The sequence below is a fragment of the Pseudonocardia sp. DR1-2 genome, from assembly GCF_023717215.1.
Classification (GTDB): domain Bacteria; phylum Actinomycetota; class Actinomycetes; order Mycobacteriales; family Pseudonocardiaceae; genus Pseudonocardia; species Pseudonocardia alni.
Window position 1 is genome coordinate 62,536 of the sequence record NZ_JAMQOF010000011.1, and the last position, 18,599, is coordinate 81,134.

Here is an 18,599-nt window from a genome sequence, read left to right on the forward strand (position 1 = left end):
CCGGAGGTCGTCCGCCCCATGGCCAACCACGACATCTACCGCGACGCCCGTGACCGGCTCGTCGCGCTGCACGGCGAGCACGAGAAGGCCGTCGCCGACTTCACCTGGCCGCAGTTCGACGGCGCGTTCCAGTGGGCGCACGACTGGTTCGACGTGATCGCCGACGGCGAGTCGCGGACCGCGCTGCGCATCGTCGAGGAGGACGGTGCCGAGGGTGCCTGGACCTTCGACGAGCTGCGCCGCCGCTCCAACCAGGTGGCCCGCTGGCTCGCCTCGCACGGCGTCGGGCGCGGGGACAGCGTGCTGGTCATGCTCGGCAACCGCGTCGAGCTCTGGGAGTCGATGCTCGCGGTGATGAAGCTCGGCGCGGTGATCATGCCGACGACCACCGCGCTCGGCGCCGTCGACCTGCCGGACCGGCTGGAGCGCGGGGGAGCGCGGTTCGTGATCGCCGACGCGTCCTGCACGGGCAAGTTCGACGGCCTGCTCGACGGGCTCACCGCGGTCTCGGTCGGCGGGTCCGCCGAGGGCTGGCTGGACCTCGCCGACTCCCGCGACGTCGACGACGCCCCGGTCGAGCACCCGGGCACCACCGCCGACGACCGGCTCCTGCTGTACTTCACCTCCGGCACCACCAGCCGGCCGAAGCTGGTCGAGCACACCCAGACGTCGTACCCGGTCGGGCACCTGTCCACCATGTACTGGCTGGGCATCACCCCGGGCGACGTGCACCTCAACATCAGCTCGCCGGGCTGGGCCAAGCACGCGTGGAGCTGCTTCTTCGCGCCGTGGATCGCCGGGGCGACGATCTTCCTCTACAACTACACCCGCTTCGACGCGGCGTCGCTGCTCGGCCAGATCCGGGACAAGGGCGTCACCACGTTCTGTGCTCCGCCGACGGTCTGGAGGATGCTGATCAAGGCCGACCTGTCCGGCGGACCCGGCTCGCTGCGCGAGGTCATCGCGGCGGGCGAGCCGCTCAACCCGGAGATCATCGAGCAGGTCCGGGCGCAGTGGGGCCTGACCCTGCGCGACGGGTTCGGCCAGACCGAGACGACGGCGTCGGTGGGCAACACGCCCGGCTCCGTCGTGAAGCCCGGGTCGATGGGGCGTCCGCTGCCCGGTGTCCCGGTGGTGCTGGTCGACGAGCTCACCGGCGAGGTCTCGGGGACCGAGGGCGAGATCTGCATCGACCTGTCCCGGCGGCCCACCAGCCTGATGGTCGGGTACCTGGACATGCCGGAGAAGACCGCCGACGCCATGGCGGGCGGCTTCTACCACACCGGTGACACCGCGACCCGCGACGAGGACGGCTACCTGTTCTACGTCGGCCGCACCGACGACGTGTTCAAGGCCAGCGACTACAAGATCTCGCCGTTCGAGCTGGAGAGCGTGCTCGTCGAGCACCCGGCGGTGCTGGAGGCGGCTGTGGTGCCCCAGCCCGACCCGGTCCGGCTCGCCGTGCCGAAGGCCTACGTCGCGCTCGCCCCCGGCTACGAGCCGACCCGGGAGACCGCGGCCGCGATCTTCGCCCACGCCCGGGACCACCTGGCGCCCTACCTCCGGGTGCGGCGGATCGAGTTCTCCGAGCTGCCGAAGACGATCTCGGGCAAGATCCGGCGGGTGGAGCTGCGGGCCCGCGAGCGCGACGAGGCCGGGGCGGCCGCGGGCGGGGAGTGGCGCTACGAGGACTTCCCGGAGCTGAAGGGCTGACCGCCCTCCCCGGGAATGCTCCGGGGCGGTGTCCGCCGAGCCGCCTCGGACCGGACGGTCGGCCCGTCCCGGGGACGGGTCGACCGTCTCTCTCACTGCGTGGAAAGTGCTACCGTCCAGCGGGAGACAGCCGGGTCCGTGTCGCGACGACCGGCGCGCTCGACCGAGGTGAGGACTCCCGTGGAGATGCTCCGTTTCCCTGCGGACACCATCAGGGCCCAGATCGCCGGCGTGCTGACGGCGTGGGGGATGGCACCGGAGCAGGTCGTGACCACGGCCGCGGTGATGACCCACACCGACCTGTCCGGGATCGACTCGCACGGGATATCGATGCTGATGTCCTACGAGGAGCTGTGGCGCTCGGAACGGCTGCGGCTCGACGCGCAGCCGGAGGTCGTCCGCCGGACCGCTGCGATGGCGTTGGTCGACGCGCAGGGGGGACTCGGTCACCCGGCCGCCGTCGCCGCGATGGAGCTGGCGATCGGGATGGCCCGCGCGGCCGGTGTCGGGGTGGTGTCGGTGCGCAACTCCCATCACTTCGGCGCGGCCGGCTACTACGCCGCGATGGCGGCCGAGGCCGGGCTGATCGGCCTGGTCACGACGTCGGCGAAGGTGGTCAGCGTCGTACCGACCGGTGGTGCGCTCCCGCGGCTGACCACCAACCCGATCGCGTTCGCCGCGCCCGCGCGGCGCAACCCGCCGTTCGTACTGGACATGTCGACCAGCACGGTCGCCGCGAACAAGATCAAGGTCCACGACCTGCTCGGCCGGCCGGTGCCGCAGGGCTGGGTGACCGACGAGGCGGGGGACCCGGTCACCGATCCGGCGGCCGCGATGGCCTACCTCCACGAGCACCTGTACGGCGGGCTCACCCCGTTGGGGGGTGACGGTGCGACCGGCGGCCACAAGGGGTACGGCCTGGCGGTCATGGTCCAGATCCTGAGCGCCGCGCTGTCGGGCGCCGATCTCGCCGCGCGTCGTCCTCCCGGGGCCCCGGAGGACATCGGGCACTTCCTCCTCGCTCTCGACCCGTCCGTGCTGCGCCCCGACGGGGGATACCTCGACGACGTCGACGAGCTGCTCGACACCCTGCGCGAGACGCCGCCCGTGGACGCCGAGGTGCCCGTCGTGGTCGCCGGCGATCCCGAACGTCGGCACCGCGAGGAACGTGCCAAACACGGTGTTCCCCTGCCCGGCAGCCTGCTCCGGAAGCTCGAGGCCGTCTGCGAGCGGGCCCGGGTCCCCTTCCTGCTCGACGCCTCCCGCTCGGCGGACGGGGGCACGAGCACCTCGTGATCGGCGGCACCGCCGCCCGGGGGGAGTCTCAGCCGGCGGGGACCGCACGGCCGATGGCCAGCGCGGCGCGCTGCACCTCGAGGCCGAGCGCGGCCGTGCGGGCCTCGGGGACGTCCTCGGTGTAGCCCGCCACCTGGACGGCGGCCCGGACGTCGCCGTGCAGCGGGATCGCCGCGGCGACGCTGGCGACCCCGGGGGCCCGCTCGTTGTAGGCCACCGAGTAACCGAGTTCGCGGGTGCGGGCGAGGTCGGCCAGCACCGCCTCGACGTCGGGTGCCGGGTGCTCGGCGGTCTCGCCGAGGCCCTCCAGCAGTGCGCGGGCGTCCTCCGCGCTCCGCTGGGCCAGCAGCGCCTTGCCGGCGCCGAGGTGCAACGGCAGCCGGGCCCCGACCGGCAGCTCGTACCGGAGCCTGCGCTGCGCGTGCGCCCGGGTCAGGACGACGCGGGTGTCGTCGTACTCCCGGAACAGCGACGCGGTCAGCCCCGTCTCGACCGCCAGGTCGATGAGGACCGGACTCGCAACGAGCAGTAGCGGGTTGGTCGTCAGGTAGGCGTGCGCACCGAAGGTGAGGGCGACGCCGGGACGGTAGCCGGCACCGCTGCGCTCGACCCGGTCCCGCGACTCGAGCACCGCCAGGATGCGCTGCGCGGTGGGCACCGGCAGTCCTGCGCGCCGCGCGATCTCGGTGAGCCGCAGCGGTTGACGCGCCTCGTCGAGCACCTCGAGGACGTCGATGGCCCGTTCCAGGGACCGCATCGTCGAGCTCTTGTCCATGCCGTCCCGCTTCCGTCGCCGATCACGCCACGCCACCCCCACCTTCTCACACAGTGGTAGATCGCCTCGCCAAGCGGGCGCGGCGACGCCCTTGACAGACCCGGAACCACCACCCACACTCATTCCGCGAGCAAGACTTCCATTCTGTGAGACATCTTCTCACCAGAGTCCAACATCGACGTCGGGACTGGTCCACATGCCGATCGCGCTCCTAGCGCTCTGTGCGTTCATCGCCGTCATCGTGACCTGGAACGTGGTCCTGCGCCGGAACATGGGCGAGGCCATGCTGATCGGCCTGCTGGTCACGGCGCTGTTCGCCGGTACCGGAGCGCCCCGGGCCCTGCTCGACGGCATGGTCGGCGCACTGGAGCACGAGGTCCTCTTCGCCGCGATGGCGTTCGTGCTGATGGCGTACGTCATCGACCGCCTCGGGCTCATCCAGCGGCTGCTGGCGATCCTCAACTCGGTGTTCGGGCGGCTGCGGGGCGGCCCCGCCCTCGTGGACACCGCGGGGTCGGCGGTCATGGGGGCGTTGTCGGGGTCCAACTCCGGCAACACCGCCGCGACGGGCTCCTTCACGGGGCCGTGGATGGTGCGCAGCGGCTGGGACCCGGCGCGCAGTGCCACGGTGCTCGCCGGGAACGGCGGCATGGGTGCGGCGCTCCCGCCGAGCGCCTCCATGGTCATCATGATCGGTTTCGCCGGCTCCATGGTCACCACCGGCCAGATCTACCTCGCCCTGCTCATGGCCGGGATCTACCAGATCGTGTGGCGGTTCCTGCTGATCTACTGGTTCGTCCGCCGCGACGGCATCACCCGGGTCGACGACGAGGCGATCACCCCGCTGCGCGCCAGCGTCCGCACGGCGGGGGCCGCCCCGCTGATCATGATCGGCGCGTTCGTGCCGATCCTGCTGACCGTCGGCCCGCTGTCCGCGCTCCTCGGGACCGACGACCGTCTCGGTGACTCGCTCGGCGACATCTCGATCCTGATCTGGATCCCGGTGCTGATCACGGCGATCGCCCTGGTCGTCGGACACAAGCAGCTGCCGCGCACCCGTGCTGGGTGGTTCGACTTCACCACCGGCGCCATGCCCCGCCTCGCGGTCATCGGCTCGCTGCTGTTCTTCGCCGTCGCGGCCAGCGAGGTCCTCAACGGCCTCGGGCTCTCCGACGACGTCGACCGCATCCTCGGCGGTCTGGCCATCAACCAGTACGTGATGGTCCTGATCGTCGCAGTGCTGGTGGCCGTGGTGGCCGGGCCGTTGTCCTCGACCGCGACCCTGACCGCGGTCGGTCAGGTGTCCCTGCTCGCGCTGGTCGCGGTCGGCGTGGACCCCGTCCTCGCCGTGACGGCCATCCTCGTGTTCGCCTCGACCGAGGGCGCGTCCCCGCCGGCATCCGGATCGATCTTCGTCGCGGCCGGGCTCACCGGTGCGAAGCCGGAGAAGACCTTCGTCCCGCTGATCGTCTACTACATGCTCCCCGTCCTGCTGATCGGATGCCTGATCGCGTGGGGCGTCCTGCCGGTGACGCTGTGAACGACGACGCACACCGTCCGCACCCCGCCCAGCCCCGAGGAGACGAGCCGATGTCCACCACGCACACCACCACCCCGGTCGGCGTACGCGGCCGCGCCCGGTCCGTCGTCAGGATCCTGTTCCTCGCGGCGATGGCGGTGTTCGTCCTCGTCGGCGCCACCCTCGTCGTGATCCAGGCGCTCGGTGTCGTCCTGATGCGACCCGCGCTCGTCTCCGGAGCGTCCGACGCGCTGCTCGTCCCGGCCATCGGCGCCGCGGTCGTCTTCGGGCTCATCGCCTTCGCCGGTGGCTACCTGGAGGACCGCGATCCCGCCGAGGACGGGTCGACCGGGGACTGACACCGGGCGAACCCGCCGCCCGTACACCCGCTCCATCTCGAGAAAGGCTCTCTCATGCACGCCACCGTTCTGGGACTCGGCGAGGCCGGCGCCGTCTACGCCTCCGGTCTCGCGGCTCACGGATGGACCGTCACCGGCTACGACCCGGCGTCGGTCCCCACGCCCGCGGGGGTGCGGCGGGAGACCGGTCCCGCCGACGCCGTCCGCGGCGCCGACCTGGTGCTCAGCCTCGTCGGTGGGCGGCACGCGCAGTCGGCGGCCGAGGCCGTCGCACCACACCTCGACGAGTCGGCCGTCTACGCCGACATGAACGCCGGGGACCCGGCGACCAAGATCGTGATCGCCGACGCCGTCGGGGCGGGCCGCTTCGCCGACGTCTCGGTGATCGGGCCGGTACCGCGCCACGGCATCGCGACGAGCGTGGTGATCAGCGGGGCCGGGGCCACGGCCGTGGCCGGGTGGTTCCGCTCCTTCGGCGCCGAGGTCGACGACATCGGGGGAGCCCCCGGCGACGCGTCGGCGCGCAAGCTGCTGCGTACGACGTGGATGAAGGGGCTCGGAGCACTCATCACCGAGGCGCTGCGGGCCGGGCGGGCCGCGGGTGCCGAGGAGTGGGTCGCCCGGCAGATCGACGGCGAGCTGGTCGACGGCACGGCGACCCGGGAGCGCCTCCACATCGGCACGGCCAAGCACGCGGCACGCCGCGCCGGCGAGTCCGATGCGGCCGCCCACCTGCTCGACCAGCTGGGGGTGGCACCGGGCATGACCCGCGCGACGGCGCAGCTGCACCACGCCCTCGCCGACGAGCAGCTCGTCGACCAGGACGCCCTCCTGGACACCTACCGCGGGCTCGCGGTGGCGACGATCGGCGACGCCCAGGACCGCATGGGCATGATGGACGGCGGCATCCACGCCCTCTACAAGGGCGCCCGCGCGGTCGGCCGGGCCCGCACCGTGTGGGTCCGCAGCGGGGACAACGCGGCGATCCACCGGGCGCTGCAGAACGTCCGGCGCGGTGACCTGATCGTGGTCAACGGGCACGGCGACACCACGCGGGCCCTGATCGGGGAGCTCATCGCGGAGCGGGCCCTGGCCCGCGGCGTGACCGGCATGGTGATCGACGGGGCGGCTCGCGACGTCGTCGAGCTGGAGAAGATCGGCTTCCCGGTGTGGGCGCGGGCGACCACGCCGGCCGGGCCGTTCAAGCACGGGCCCGGACGGATCGACGAGCCGGTCGCCGTCGGTGGGGTGGTGGTGCAGCCCGGCGACGTCGTCGCCGCCGACGACGACGGCGTCATCGTGGTCCCCGCGGCCCGCGCCGCCGCGACCGCGGTCCGCGCCCAGGAGGTGACCGCGGACGAGGAGCGGCGCCGTACCGCGATCCGCGCCGGAGCGGCCTGACCCACCGGCACGGCCCCGACGGGCGTGCGGGCGGCCGTCCGTCCGAGGTCGCGGACGGTCCTCCCGCAGCCCGTCCTCACCGCGGGCTGACCGGACCCGCCGGGGCCGGGACGGACGCGCGGGCCCCGAGGAGCGCAGCCACGAGGGCTCCGGTCACCCGGGCCGGTGGTCAGGCCGGGGACGGGACGGGCAGGAACGCGGCCTCGGCGGCCTCGGCGACGACCCGGTCCTGCTCCCCGCTGCCTCCCGAGACCCCGACCGCGCCGACGACGTTCCCGTCGCTCCCGTGCAGCGGCACCCCACCGGCGAAGATCATCACTCGGCCGTGGTTGGAGCCGTTGATGCCGAAGAACTGCTCGCCGGGCTGGGAGCTCGTCGCGAGGTCGCCGGTCGGGATGTCGAAGGCCCGCGCGGTGAAGGCCTTGTTGATCGAGATGTCGATGCTGCCCATCCAGGCGTCGTCCATCCGGATGTGGGCGACCAGGTTCCCGCCCGCGTCGACGACCGCCACGTTGCTCGGAGAGCCGATCTCGTGGGCTTTCCGCTCGCCCGCGGCGATCACCCGGCGGGCGTCCTCGAGGGTCACTGTCTCGATCTGTCGCATCGTCGTGTCCTTTCGGGGCCGGCCGCCGGGTGCGGCGGTCCGGCCGGTCTGCTCGGTCAGCCGGTTCGGGAGGGGGTGCGGACGACCTCGGTCCGGCCGTCCCCGCGGGCGGTGGCGATGGCGGAGGGCATCGGGTGGCGGTTCCTCCCGCAGGCGGGTCCGTGTGCTGCCCGCCGCCGTGCCGGTGCGTCGGTCAGGCCCGGGCGGGCACGGCGGCGAAGCGGGTGACGATCGCGGCGCAGAAGGCGGGGAGGTCGAACGGGGACCGGCTGGTGACGAACTGACCGTCGACGCAGACCTCCTCGTCGACGACCTCGGCGCCCGCGTTGCGCAGGTCGGTGCGGATGCTCGCCCACGAGGTGAGCCGGCGCCCCCGGACCACGTCGGCCTCGACGAGGGTCCACGGGCCGTGGCACACCGCCGCGACCGGCCTGCCGGTGGCCACGAAGGTCCGTACGAACTCCACCGCGACCGGGTGGGTGCGCAGCTGGTCGGGGTTGACCGTGCCCCGGGCAGCAGCAGGGCGTCGTAGTCGTCGACCGAGGCCTCGGCGACGTCCCGGTCGACGGTGACGGTGCCCGCGGGGTCCTTGTCCCACTCCCGGGTCCACAGCGATCCGGTGTGGACGGACAGCACCTCGACCCGGGCCCCGGCGCCGTAGAGCGCCCCCCGGGGGAGGTCGAGCTCGACCCGTTCCACGCCGTCGGCGGCCAGGATGGCGACCGTCCGGCCGTGCAGGCTCCCGGCCGTCATCGGTCGGCCCCGTCCCGGACGGGCCGGCCGGCGCCGGGGTGCCCGGGCCGATCGAGCAGGTCCTGGACGACCTCGGTGACGACGCGGCAGTGCTGCGGGAGTTCCGGTCTGCGCTCGCGGACCCGGGTGACCAGGGTGAGGGCGAGGTCGGCGAGCTTGGTGTTGGTGTGCTGGGAGATGCGGGTCAGCAGGGCGAACGCCTCGTCGGCCTCGATGCCGTAGTGGGCGACCAGGACGCCCTTGGCCTGCCCGATCGCGTCCCGGGAGTGGAGGGCTCGGGCGAGGTTGTCCACCCGCCGCTGGAGCACGGTGGTCGGGTTCTGGTCGGGTCCGGTGGCCGTGCGGGGCCGTTCCCGTCCCGGGTGGTCGGTGGCGAGCTGTGGCGGCATCAGGGGTGTGCTCCCCTTCCGGTGGCTGCGGTGGGTTGGTGCGCCGGGCCCGGCGGGTCCCTGTGGCGCGGTCACGACGCTAGAGAGCCCCGGAGCACCGCGATCGGGCCCGACATGCCCAGCGACACCGTGCAGGTCCGGCCCGGCGGGCCGTGGCCGCCCCGGTCGGAGCAGGCCGGCACCCGGCGGTCAGAGCAGGCCGTGTGTCCGCGCCCGGGAGATCACCTGGGCCCGGTTGCGGGCCTCGAGCTTGCGCATGACGGTGCCCAGATAGGCCTTGACCGTGTTCGGGGACAGGTGGAGCTGCTCGCCGATCTCGGTGTTGGTGAGCCCCGTGGCGACGAGCCGGATGACGTCGTACTCGCGGGCGGAGACCACCCCGCCGCCGCGGGGCGGCTGCCGGCCGTCGGCGCGGTCCGGGGGCCGGTACCGGCCGGTGCGGGCGACGTCGCGGACGGCGACCGCGAGGGTGTCCGCCGACGCGTCCTTGACGACCATCCCCGCTGCCCCCGCCGCGAACGAGGGGCCGACGCCCGCGTGCTCGGGGAACGCGGTGAAGAGCAGGATCCGGGTGCCGGGTGATGCGGAGCGGATCTGCGCCGCGACGTCGGGGGCGGGCCGGTCGGGCAGCCGGACGTCGAGCACGACGACGTGCGGACGGAGCCGGGCGGCCTCGGCGACGGCCTGTCCGCCGGTGGTCGCGACGCCGACGACGCGGATGTCGTGGTGGCTCGCCAGCTGGGCGGCGACGCCGTCGCGCACCACGGGGTGGTCGTCGACGACCAGGACGTGCACGGTGCCGCCCGGTCCCGTCAGCACGGCAGCTCGATGCGCCACGTGGTGCCCCCGTCCGGGTCCCCGTCGACGGTGAGCCGGCCGCCGACCCGGGCGACGGCCTCGGCGGTGGTGCTCAGACCGATCCCGTGCGGGCGGCCGGGGGTGATGCCGACGCCGTCGTCGGTGACCGCGACGGTGAGGCGCTCGGGGGTGCGGCGGCGGCCGACGGACACGACCACGCCGTGCGCACCGGCGTGCTTCTCGACGTTGTGCAGGGCCTCGCGGACGGCGGTGACGGCGATGTCGCGCCGGGTGGGCGCGAGGGTGAGGTCGTCGTCGAGCATGATGAGCTCGGCGGGAGTGCCGGTGCGCTCGGTGAACGCGGTGCAGTCGGCGCGCAGCGCGACGGCGAGCTCCAGGGCGGCGGGGGAGGCGCGCAGGGTGCGCATCGAGTCCCGCAGCGCGGTCGACGCCTCCGCGGCCTGCGACCGGAGCTGGTCGAGGCGGGCACGCAGGACGGGGTCGGCGCCGGCGGACTCGGCGAGCCCGGCCATGCCCGAGCCGATGGAGAACAGCAGGGCCCCGACGCTGTCGTGCAGCTCGGCGGCCAGGCGGGAGCGCTCGGCGTGGACGGCGGTGTCGCGCGCGGCGCGGGCCCGGTCGGCGACCTCGACGGCCCGGGCGACCTCGTCGGCGACGGTGGTGGCGTGCCCGACGGCGACCGAGCCGAACGCGCCGTCGGTGCGCACCCCGACGCCGAGCACACCGAGGGTCCGGCCGTCGGCGACGACCGGGACGGCGAGCAGGCGGCGGATGCCCTCGTCGGCGATGTGGGTGTCGAAGGTGTGGGTGATGCGGGCGGCGGTGAAGTAGTCGTCGACCCACTCCGCGCGGGCGAGGTCGAAGACCTTGCCGGTCAGGCCGTGCCCGGGCGGGATGTGCAGGGCGTGGAGGGTGGTGGTGCGGTCCCCGTGCAGGTGGCGCAGGACGGCGCCGCCGTCGGGGGCGTCGGGGTCGAGCTCGGCGATCCACGCGACGTCGCCCAGCGTGCGCGTGACGACGTCGACGCAGGCGCGCCAGGCCCGGTCGCGGTCGGCGAACGCGGCCAGACCCGCGTGCTCGCGCACCAGGCCGCGCAGCGTCGCGGCACGGTCGTCCCGCGGGACCGGCGCCGGTTCGTCCACCGGGTCAGTCAACCGTCCGGCCGTCGACGCTGTCGACCTCCACGGTCTCGATCAGCTTCCGGCGCATGATCTTCCCGGTGGAGGTGGCCGGCAGCGCGTCGACGAACCGCACGAGACGGGGGACCTTGTAGGCGGCCAGGTGCTCGCGGGCGTGGGCGATCAGCTCGGCGCCGGTGGTGGTGTCCCCGTCGGCCCGCACGACGTAGGCGCAGGCCAGCTCGCCCTTCACCGGATCGGGCACCGGGCCCGCGGCGACCATGGCGACGCCGGGGTGGCCGGCCAGGACACGTTCGATCTCCGCGGGGTAGACGTTGTACCCGGCGGTGATGATCATGTCCTTGCGGCGGTCGACGACGAACACGTAGCCGTCCTCGTCGACGGTGGCGATGTCGCCGGTGTGCAGCCAGCCGTCGGGATCGAGCACCTCGGCGGTGGCTTCGGGCCGTCCGTGGTAGCCGAGCATGACGACCGGGCCGCGGATCATCAGCTCGCCCGGCTCCCCGGTCGCGGCGTCGCGGGCGGTGTCGTCGAGGTCGGCGATGCGCACCTGCACGCCGGGCAGCGAGACCCCGATCGACCCGGGCCGCGGCGGGGCGTGCAACGGGTGGGTGGTGCCCAGCCCGGAGATCTCGGTCATCCCCCACAGCTCCAGCAGCGGCGCCCCCGAGCGCTGCTCCCACCGCTGCACCGTCGACACCGGGATCGTCTGCCCGCCGACGGTGCACCGGGTCAGCGAGGACAGGTCGGCGGCGGCGAGGTCCGGGTGGGCGAGCAGCATCGCGTACATCGCCGGGACGCCCTCGAACAGCGTGGCCCGGTGCTCGGCGATCAGCCGCAGGGTCTGTGCGGGGTCGAACCGTGGCATCAGCACGACCGTGCCGCCGGCCAGGAACGTCCCGTTGATCACCACGTTGCCGTAGACGTGTGGCGCGGGCAGCGCCGTGACCACGACGTCGTCGGCGCTGCGCCCGTGCATGGTCGCGGTGGCCGCGCAGTTCCACAGCACCGCGCGATGGCTCTGCACCGCGCCCTTCGGGTGCCCGGTGGTGCCCGAGGTGTAGCCGATCGTGCACGGCGCGGTGGGGTCCGGGTCGGGCAGCGCGGGCACCGGGCCGGTCGCCTCCGACAGCTCGGCGAACGGCACCACCCCGTCCGCCGGGGCCGCCGCGGGGGGCCCGAACGCGATCACGCTGCGCAGCTCGGGCAGGTCGGCGACCAGCTCGGCGACCCGGCCCGCCTGCTCGGCGGTGGTGAACACCGCGGCCGCGCCGCAGTCGCGGAGGACGAACGCCAGCTCGTCCACGGTCAGCATCACGTTCACCGGGTTCACCACGGCGCCCGCCTTCAGGGCGCCGTGGTAGGCCACGACCCACTCCCAGCTGTTCGGTGCGTAGATCGACACCGGCCTGCCGGGGCGCACGCCACGCTCGGCGAGCCCGGCCGCGACCCGGTCGCTGAGCCCGTCGAGCTCGGCGAAGCTCAGGACGCGGTCGGGGGTCACCAGGGCGGTCCTGTCACCGAACCGGCGGGCGAGGCCGCGCAGGATCTGACCCGGCCCGTTCACGACCGGCCCTCGTGCGGCCGGGCCCGGTGACCGGGCCACAGCCCGTCGCTCTCCGCGTTCATCGGCACTTCCTCGTGTCGGACGGGTCTCGTCGACGACAGTCAAGGCGAGCGGCCGGGACCTGCACTACACCCGAACGGACATGGTGGCGGGACCGGCCGCCGCGGATGCCGCCGGCCTCGTCGGCCTCGAGTTCAGCCGGCCAGCAGCCTGGGGAGCAGGAACACGACCGAGAACGCCTCGTAGTAGGCGCCGACCACGAGGACCACGACCGTCGGCACCGCCAGTCGTGCGAGGCGCCGCAGGCCGACGACGTACGCGCCACGGCGCGTCGTGGCTCCGAGGTAGGACGGGCGGACCCATCCGCGACCGAGCTGGTAGACCCCGAACATGACCACGGCGTAGCCGGTGAGCTCGATCAGCAGGGTCAGGGCGTGCGGGACGAGCACGGTCGCGGTCGTCGGATCGGTCGGCGCGATCGAGACGCCGACGTCGAACATGTACAGCGTGATGACGGGGACACCCAGGAAGGGCACGACGAGCGAGGGCACCACGATGCCGCCGACGGCGGCCACGAACAGGTTGATCAGAAGGATCGTGGTCCCGAAGAGCCAGGGATTCGTGATCATCGTGCGGACGAGGTCGTCGGACACGCCGCCCGCGACCAGGGTGGGCAGCTCGAGGTCGGGGAACAGGACACCGACCCCCATGCCGACCAGGAGCGCGCCGAAGATCAGCGCGACGAGCAGTGTCAGCCCCAGTGGGTCCGAGCGCAGGATGTCGGTCGTCCGGCGGAGCGCGGTCATGGTGTCCCTCCCGGGAGGTCGGTGGTACGGCTGTCGGCACGGCGGGTGACCGGCGGCGGGAACCGCCGCACGGCGCTGCCCCGGTCCACCGGGAGCACGGCGCCGCCGATCGTGCGTGAGGGCCGGGCCCGCGAGGCCCGAGGCCGGTCAGCTGCCGCACCGGGCGCCCGGCGGCGGTGTCACGAGGTCGACGAGGTAGTCGGTGACGGCACGGTCGACGCAGGCGTTGCCGCCGTAGAGGGCGATGCCGTGCTGGGCCGCCTCGACGGTCAGCAGGCTGCCGCCCAGAGCTCGGGCGAGGTGGACACCGCCCTGGTAGGGGGTTCCCGGGTCGTCGGTCAGCGAGAGGGTCAGGGTGGGTGGCAGCCCGGCCGTGTCGGTGCTCCAGGGGAGGGTCCGGCTGGGGGGCTCGGGCCACGCCTCGCACTCGTAGTGGGTCGGTCCGCCGGGGCGGCCGGGGTCGAGGAACGGGGCGGCTCGCCGGGCCTGGTCACGCAGCTCGGCCTGTGCGGCGGGGGTGCGGCGGGGGTTGTCCATGCAGCGGGTGGCGAGGTTGGCGTCGATGTGGGTGGAGCCGCCGTAGTGGCCGTCGGGGCCGCGTCCGAGGGCCGCGTCGCGCAGGGCGAGCAGCGTGTCCCCGCGTCCTGCGGCCAGGTCACGGAGGCCCTGGAGGAGCTGGGGGCGCTGGGCGGGGGAGAACAGCGAGCTGTAGACGGCCGGGACCATGTCGGCGTAGGTGAGGGTGCGGCCGTCGGTGGTGGGGGCAGGGTGGTCGAGCAGGGGGCGGGTGAGGTTCTGGAAGACCTCGGTCGCGCGGGCCGGGTCGCTGCCCAGCGGGCAGTCCGGCCCGGTGGCGCAGGTGGCGGCGAGGTCGTCGAACGCCTTCTGCCAGGCCTCGAACTGGGACAGCCGGAGCTGTGCCTCGGAGATGTCGGGGTCGACGGCGCCGTCGACGACCATGGCGCGCAGGTTCTGCGGGAACGCCTGTGCGTACATCGCGCCGAGCTCGCTGCCGTAGCTGTAGCCGAGGTAGGTGAGCTTCTCCTCGCCCAGGGCGGCGCGCACGACGTCCATGTCCTGCACGACGTTGTCGCTCCCGACGCTGGTCAGGGCCTCGACACCGCCGGTGGCGTCGGCGCACCGGCCGGCGATGTCGCGGGCCCGGTCGGCGTCGGCGACGTCGAACAGGTAGGTCGAGGGCAGTGCGTTGCGGTCGGTCTCGGCGTCGGTGAAGCAGTCCACTCGCGGTGTCGACGCGCCGACTCCACGTGGGTCGAACCCGATGACGTCGAAGCGCTCCCCGACCGGGACGTTGTCCCAGACCGGGCCCAGCGAGGCCACCAGGCTCGCTCCGGACCCGCCGGGACCACCCGGGTTGACCAGCAGCGAACCGATCTTCTCGCCGCGTGCCTCCGCCCGGAGCAGGGCGACCTGTCCGCGGGGGCCGTCGGGGTCGGCGTAGTCCAGCGGGACCTGGACGCGTGCGCAGTCGAAGCGGTCGTTCGCGTAGAGGGTCCGGTCGGCCGCCGAGGTGGCGAACCCGTCGCAGGGCTGCCAGGTGATCTGCTGGTCGTGGAAGGCGGCGAGCTGTGGTGGCGGTGTGGGCGCGGCCGCGGCGGCTGCTCCGGGTGGGGCGGGGGCGCCGCAGGCGGCGACGGCGGTCAGCGACACCACCCCCACGGCGAGCCGGAGCAGGTGCGAGCGGAACATGTCGTCTCCTCGGGTCGATCGGGTCGTGTCCCATCGCACCCGCGCACGCACCGGTGGCACAGTGGCGTGAGGTCACCGCGGCACATGACGTGGTGTCACTACCGTCGCCGAGGAACGTGCCGGACCGTGGACGACCATGAAGCTGCTGGACCTGGTCCTCACCGCCGTCACCGTCCTCTCCGTGACCGTGGTCATCGCCTACGTCGGACTCGCCCACGACACCGGGCTGTTCACCGTGCTGCCCGAGCCGGTCACCGCGTTCTTCCTGCGCAACGGCTCCCTGCAGTGGGTGGCGCTCGCCGTGCTCGTCGTGGGGCTGATCGGCAAGACTCTTCTCGGGCGCATGCTGAAGCAGCGCCGCCCGCAGCCGACGCGGTCGTGACCGACCGCCCCACCGGGAGCCCCATGGCCGACTCCGATGCCGCCGCCACCGATGCCGCCGACTCCGATGCCGCGGACACCGATGCCGCCGGCACCGGCGCGGCTACGGGGACCGCGGCCGCCCGGGCGCGCCGGGCCGCGATGCTCACCGCCCTCGCCGCCATCGCCCCGCTGTGCGTGGTCGGTGTCGTGCTCACGGCGCACAGCTGGTGGGAGGGCGCCATCGTCGCGGTGGGTCTGGTCCTGGCCCTCGGGGTGCTGCGGCAGTGGAGCCTGGACGGCTACTCGCGCGGCGCCGTGTTCACCCTGGCCTTCACCGGGGTGAACTGGCTCGTCGCGGCCCTGAGCGCCGCGAGCCCGATCACCTTCGTGCCCTTCGCGCTCATCGGGTCGCTGCTGGTGTCCGCCCGCCCGCGCCACCGGCGGGCGTGGGTCGGTGCGCTCGCCGTGGTCGTCGCGGCCTCCGGCGCCGCGGCGCTCCTGCCCCGGCCGCCCACCGTGGCCCTCGCCGGCCAGTACGTGCTCCTGCCCCTGCTCGGCACCGTGTTCGTCGCCGGCGCCATCGTCGTCTCCGAGTACGCGTGGGCCGTCGTGCGTCGTCTGGAACGCGCCCGCGAGGCCGAGCGGGAGCTGGCGGTCGCCCACGAGCGGATGCGTTTCGCGGGCGACCTGCACGACATCCACGGGCACTCGCTGCACGTCATCAAGCTCAAGGCCGCCTACGCCCAGAGCCTCGTGCGCGGCGGCGGCGAGGACGCCACCGCGACGGCCGTCGCCGAGCTCGGTGAGATCCGGGGACTCGTCGACGACGCCCTCGCCCGGACCCGCGAGCTCGCCCACGCCCGCCACCGGCTCAACCTGACCGCCGAGCTGGAGAACACCCGTCGGCTGGGCGAGGCCGCCGGAATCACGGTCGAGGTCCGCCACGACCCCGGCGCCGCCCCCGCCCACCCGCTGCTCGCCCAGGTGCTGCGCGAGGCCACGACCAACCTGCTCCGCCACGCCCGCCCGAGCACCGTGCGCATCACCACGTCGGCGACCCGGGTCGAGATCACCAACGACGGGGTCGCCCCGGCCGCGGACGCCGGGCCGGAGCTGCGCGGCCTCGCCCGCCTGCGGGACCGCCTGGCCGCGGCCGGCGGCGACCTGGACGTGACCACCACCCCGACGACGTTCACCGTCGCGGCCCGGCTCGCGAGCCCCGGGGCGGGCACGCGCGGTGACGGCGCGGCCCGACCCACGGGAGGCGGGGACCATGACCGGCGCTGAGCCCGTCCGCATCGTCCTGGCCGACGACGAGAAGCTGCTGCGCACCGCGATGGCGGCGCTGCTGCCCCGGGACGGGACGATCGTCGTCGTCGCCCAGGCCGAGGACGGCGACGGGGCCGTGCGGGAGACCCTCGAGCACCGTCCCGACGTGCTCGTCGTCGACCTGGAGATGCCCGGGGCCAACGGCCTCGACGCCGTCGCCCGGATCCGGGAACACCACCCCGGGCAGGCGGTGCTCATGCTCACCCGCCACGCCCGCCCGGGTGTTCTGCGCCGGGCGCTCAAGCTCGGGATGCAGGGGTTCATGAGCAAGAGCGCCGACCCCGAGGACATCGTCGCGGTCGTCCACGAGCTGCGGGCCGGGCGTCGGTGGATCGCCCACGAGGTCCTCGAGGCATCCGTGATCGACGACTGCCCGCTCACCGACCGCGAGATCGACGCCCTCGCCGAGACCCGCGAGGGCTACTCCGTGGCACACATCGCCCGCCGGCTGCACCTCGCCCACGGGACCGTCCGCAACTACCTGTCCAGCGCGATGCAGAAGACCGGCACCGCCACCCGCCACGACGCCGCGCGCCACGCGCACGAACGCGGCTGGCTCTGACGTCGCGACCGGCCGGGCTCCCACGGCGGGCCGCCGCTCGCGGTGGGACGGTGCAGACCACCCCCGTCGATCGGCGCCCGGCCGGTCGCCCGCGGTGTCACCCGGCCGTCAGGACGCGGCCGCCGCGTCGAGCTCGGCGGCGTGCTCCTCGGCCCACCGCGCGAGCTCGAGCACCGGACCGTGGGCGAGTGAGGTGCCCAGCCCCGTGAGCCGGAATCCCGCCCGGTCCGGGACCGCCTCCACGAGGCCGTGGGCACACAGCCGCGCGAGCGATTCGTGGAGGACCTTGTCACTGACGCCACCGACGTCCCGGAGCAGCTCGCGCCGCCGCGCCGGCCCGTCACGCAGCCGCGTGAGGACGACGGCGTCCCAGGTGTGGGCGATGAGCTGGACGCCGAGCCGGACGTGGCAGTCGGCGGTGAACGGGCGACCATCGGGCATGCGAGGAGTATGGCGCGACATGTCCTACCGGACGGTAGGAAGCGCAGGTCCACGCTGACGGCCATGACACCGACATCGGAACCGATCGGAACGACCACGGCCGCCGAGCCGCATCGGGGAGGCGGACGGCCGGTCGTCGTGCTGGGCGGGACGGGGGCACAGGGCGGCGCCGTGGCGCGGGCGCTGCGTCGCGCCGGGTGGCGGGTCCGTGCGCTGGTCCGCGACCCGTCGTCCGGCCGCGGCGATGCCCTCGCGGCGGCCGGCGTCGAGCTGGTGCCTGGCGACCTCGGGGACTCCGCGTCGCTGAGGGCGGCGTTCGCGGAGGCGTACGGCGTCTTCAGCGTGCAGCCCAGCTCGGGGCAGGCGGGATCCGGCGTGAGCGACGAGCAGGAGGTCGCCTTCGGTCTCGCGGTCGCGGACGCGGCGTCGTCCGCCGGGGTCTCCCACCTCGTCTACAGCTCGGCGAACGCGGTGGGGTCCGAGCCGACCGGTGTCGGGCACTTCGACTCCAAGCGGCGCGTCGAACGACACCTCGCCACGGTGCCCATCGCGACGACCGTCCTGCGACCGGCCGCGTTCATGGAGATCCTCATGCTGCCCGGCACGGGGCTGGACCGGGGGGAGATGTCGTTCCTCATGCGGCCCGACGCGCCGATGCAGTTCATCGCGGTCGACGACATCGGCCGGGTCGCGGCTGCCGTGTTCGACGGCGGTGACCGGTACGCGGGGCGCACCCTGGAGCTGGCGGGGGACGAGCTGACCGGCGACGGGCTGGCTCGGATCCTGACCCGGGCCACCGGCCGTCCGGTCACCTACCGACGCTTCCCGGCGGAGCTGCTCGACGGGAACCCGTTGCTCGATGCGCTCGCCCGGCTGGTCGACGACGGTCGGCTGGCCGGCGGCGCCGACCTGAGGTACCTGGAGGCGGAGTTCGGCCCGTTCCTGCGGTTCGGGCAGTGGCTCGACGGCCCCGGGGCGCCGGCGCTGCGGGCCGCATCGGCCGAGGGTGCCTCCCGCGGTGGGCCGTCCCTGCGCTGACATCGTGACGGCGGAC

At 74.1% G+C, this 18,599-nt stretch carries 18 protein-coding genes and 1 pseudogene; 9 read left to right on the forward strand and 10 right to left on the reverse strand.

What is annotated here, in order from left to right:
- Positions 1–18 precede the first annotated feature (18 nt).
- Positions 19–1,713 (forward strand): AMP-binding protein, encoded by a 1,695-nt coding sequence (locus ND486_RS25985; protein ID WP_251786998.1) that lies wholly within the window; start codon positions 19–21, stop codon positions 1,711–1,713.
- A 186-nt stretch (positions 1,714–1,899) separates the two neighbouring features.
- Complete coding sequence (locus ND486_RS25990; RefSeq protein WP_251786999.1) at positions 1,900–3,009, forward strand: Ldh family oxidoreductase; 1,110 nt, start codon at positions 1,900–1,902, stop codon at positions 3,007–3,009.
- Positions 3,010–3,037: 28 nt separating this feature from the next.
- On the opposite strand, the gene ND486_RS25995 is transcribed toward ND486_RS25990, so the two are convergent.
- Complete coding sequence (locus ND486_RS25995; RefSeq protein WP_251787000.1) at positions 3,038–3,784, reverse strand: IclR family transcriptional regulator; 747 nt, start codon at positions 3,782–3,784, stop codon at positions 3,038–3,040.
- Positions 3,785–3,980: 196 nt separating this feature from the next.
- On the opposite strand from ND486_RS25995, the gene ND486_RS26000 reads away from it, so the two are divergent.
- Genes ND486_RS26000 through ND486_RS26010 form a run of 3 tightly spaced genes read left to right on the forward strand, consistent with a single transcriptional unit; the run spans position 3,981 to position 7,063 of the window.
- Positions 3,981–5,324, forward strand: coding sequence for a TRAP transporter large permease subunit (locus ND486_RS26000; RefSeq protein WP_251787001.1), 1,344 nt, complete (start codon positions 3,981–3,983; stop codon positions 5,322–5,324).
- A gap of 50 nt (positions 5,325–5,374) precedes the next feature.
- Positions 5,375–5,662, forward strand: a complete 288-nt coding sequence (locus ND486_RS26005; RefSeq protein ID WP_251787002.1) for a hypothetical protein — start codon at positions 5,375–5,377, stop codon at positions 5,660–5,662.
- A gap of 54 nt (positions 5,663–5,716) precedes the next feature.
- Complete coding sequence (locus tag ND486_RS26010) at positions 5,717–7,063, forward strand: DUF1932 domain-containing protein (protein WP_251787003.1); 1,347 nt, start codon at positions 5,717–5,719, stop codon at positions 7,061–7,063.
- 169 nt (positions 7,064–7,232) lie between these two features.
- Here ND486_RS26010 and ND486_RS26015 read toward each other — a convergent pair whose 3' ends face one another.
- The 8 genes and pseudogenes from ND486_RS26015 to ND486_RS26050 form a co-directional block, all read right to left on the reverse strand.
- Positions 7,233–7,667, reverse strand: a complete 435-nt coding sequence (locus tag ND486_RS26015; protein ID WP_251787004.1) for a heme-binding protein — start codon at positions 7,665–7,667, stop codon at positions 7,233–7,235.
- A gap of 193 nt (positions 7,668–7,860) precedes the next feature.
- Positions 7,861–8,420: pseudogene (locus tag ND486_RS26020) on the reverse strand (type 1 glutamine amidotransferase domain-containing protein).
- Positions 8,417–8,809 carry an ANTAR domain-containing protein gene (locus tag ND486_RS26025; RefSeq protein WP_251787005.1) on the reverse strand — a complete coding sequence of 131 codons (393 nt, stop codon included), beginning with the start codon at positions 8,807–8,809 and terminating at the stop codon, positions 8,417–8,419. The pseudogene ND486_RS26020 and the gene ND486_RS26025 overlap by 4 nt, the downstream one beginning before the upstream one ends.
- A 189-nt stretch (positions 8,810–8,998) precedes the next feature.
- Positions 8,999–9,628 (reverse strand): response regulator transcription factor, encoded by a 630-nt coding sequence (locus tag ND486_RS26030; protein WP_251787006.1) that lies wholly within the window; start codon positions 9,626–9,628, stop codon positions 8,999–9,001.
- Positions 9,622–10,770, reverse strand: coding sequence for a GAF domain-containing protein (locus ND486_RS26035; RefSeq protein ID WP_251787007.1), 1,149 nt, complete (start codon positions 10,768–10,770; stop codon positions 9,622–9,624). Before ND486_RS26035 ends, ND486_RS26030 begins: the two co-directional genes overlap by 7 nt.
- Positions 10,771–10,774: 4 nt before the next feature.
- Positions 10,775–12,334 (reverse strand): class I adenylate-forming enzyme family protein, encoded by a 1,560-nt coding sequence (locus ND486_RS26040; RefSeq protein WP_251787008.1) that lies wholly within the window; start codon positions 12,332–12,334, stop codon positions 10,775–10,777.
- 194 nt (positions 12,335–12,528) lie between these two features.
- On the reverse strand, positions 12,529–13,140 hold the full coding sequence (locus ND486_RS26045; protein WP_251787009.1) for a stage II sporulation protein M: 612 nt from the start codon (positions 13,138–13,140) through the stop codon (positions 12,529–12,531).
- A 147-nt stretch (positions 13,141–13,287) separates the two neighbouring features.
- Complete coding sequence (locus ND486_RS26050) at positions 13,288–14,850, reverse strand: alpha/beta hydrolase (RefSeq protein ID WP_251787010.1); 1,563 nt, start codon at positions 14,848–14,850, stop codon at positions 13,288–13,290.
- 136 nt (positions 14,851–14,986) lie between these two features.
- Here ND486_RS26050 and ND486_RS26055 point away from each other — a divergent pair, with 136 nt between their 5' ends.
- From ND486_RS26055 to ND486_RS26065, 3 genes are read left to right on the forward strand one after another with little or no spacing between them, the layout of a single operon-like run.
- Positions 14,987–15,232, forward strand: a complete 246-nt coding sequence (locus ND486_RS26055) for a hypothetical protein (protein WP_251787011.1) — start codon at positions 14,987–14,989, stop codon at positions 15,230–15,232.
- 23 nt (positions 15,233–15,255) lie between these two features.
- Positions 15,256–16,500: a sensor histidine kinase gene (locus tag ND486_RS26060; RefSeq protein ID WP_251787012.1), complete on the forward strand. Its 1,245-nt coding sequence runs from the start codon at positions 15,256–15,258 to the stop codon at positions 16,498–16,500.
- Positions 16,487–17,104: a response regulator transcription factor gene (locus ND486_RS26065; RefSeq protein WP_251787013.1), complete on the forward strand. Its 618-nt coding sequence runs from the start codon at positions 16,487–16,489 to the stop codon at positions 17,102–17,104. Before ND486_RS26060 ends, ND486_RS26065 begins: the two co-directional genes overlap by 14 nt.
- Positions 17,105–17,212: 108 nt before the next feature.
- Here the strand turns inward: ND486_RS26065 and ND486_RS26070 are convergent, their stop codons facing one another.
- Entirely contained in the window at positions 17,213–17,545 is a 333-nt protein-coding gene (locus ND486_RS26070) for a helix-turn-helix domain-containing protein (RefSeq protein WP_251787014.1), read from the reverse strand.
- 63 nt (positions 17,546–17,608) lie between these two features.
- On the opposite strand from ND486_RS26070, the gene ND486_RS26075 reads away from it, so the two are divergent.
- A complete protein-coding gene (locus ND486_RS26075; RefSeq protein ID WP_251787015.1) occupies positions 17,609–18,583 on the forward strand; it encodes an NmrA/HSCARG family protein in 975 nt (324 codons plus the stop codon).
- Positions 18,584–18,599 lie beyond the last annotated feature (16 nt).